Here is a 557-nt window from a genome sequence, read left to right as displayed (position 1 = left end):
TGCAAGCGCTGCTGCGCGAGGCCGACATCATCGCCATTCCGGACGGCTTCGGTGGCTTCGTCCACAACGGCGGCCTGCAGGTGGTGGATGCGCACGGGGTGGTGCTGGGCAGTTTCGAGTTGGAAGACTTCCACGCGGCCTATGCGCTGGCCCTGCGCCATGCGGCGGCGGGCGGAGTGGGGCGATGAGAGTCGTCCGATTCCTGGCGTTGATCGCCGTCCTGATCGTCCTGGCCGTCCCGCCGCTGCGGGAGCCCCTGGAAGCCTCGATGGCCCTGCAGATGCTGGGCCTGCTGCCGGCCGTGTTCGCCGCTGGCTGGCTGTCCGCGCGGGTGGCCCCGGTGCGCTGGCAGGCCCGGACGATGGCGGCGCTGCGGCCGCACGCCCTGAGTCTGCTGGTGGTGGCGGCGCTCGGCTACGGGCTGTGGATGCTGCCGATTGCACTGGACCTCGCGCGGCTGTCGCCGATGGTCAATGCCGCCAAATTCGCTACGGTGTTCGTGGCCGGCTTGTCAACCGGCATCGCGCTCCGCGTGGCGGCGTGGCCGCTGGTGTTGT

Annotated in this window: 2 pseudogenes; both read left to right on the top strand. The window is 70.6% G+C overall.

Annotated features, from left to right (window positions below):
• A pseudogene (locus AC1DHL_RS29715) lies at positions 1-188 on the top strand (hypothetical protein); the annotation flags it as partial.
• Positions 185-557: pseudogene (locus AC1DHL_RS29710) on the top strand (hypothetical protein); the annotation flags it as partial. The pseudogenes AC1DHL_RS29715 and AC1DHL_RS29710, both read left to right, overlap by 4 nt.

Source organism: Variovorax sp. 10L426 (assembly GCF_056395305.1).
This window is presented reverse-complemented; position numbering and strand designations above follow the sequence as displayed.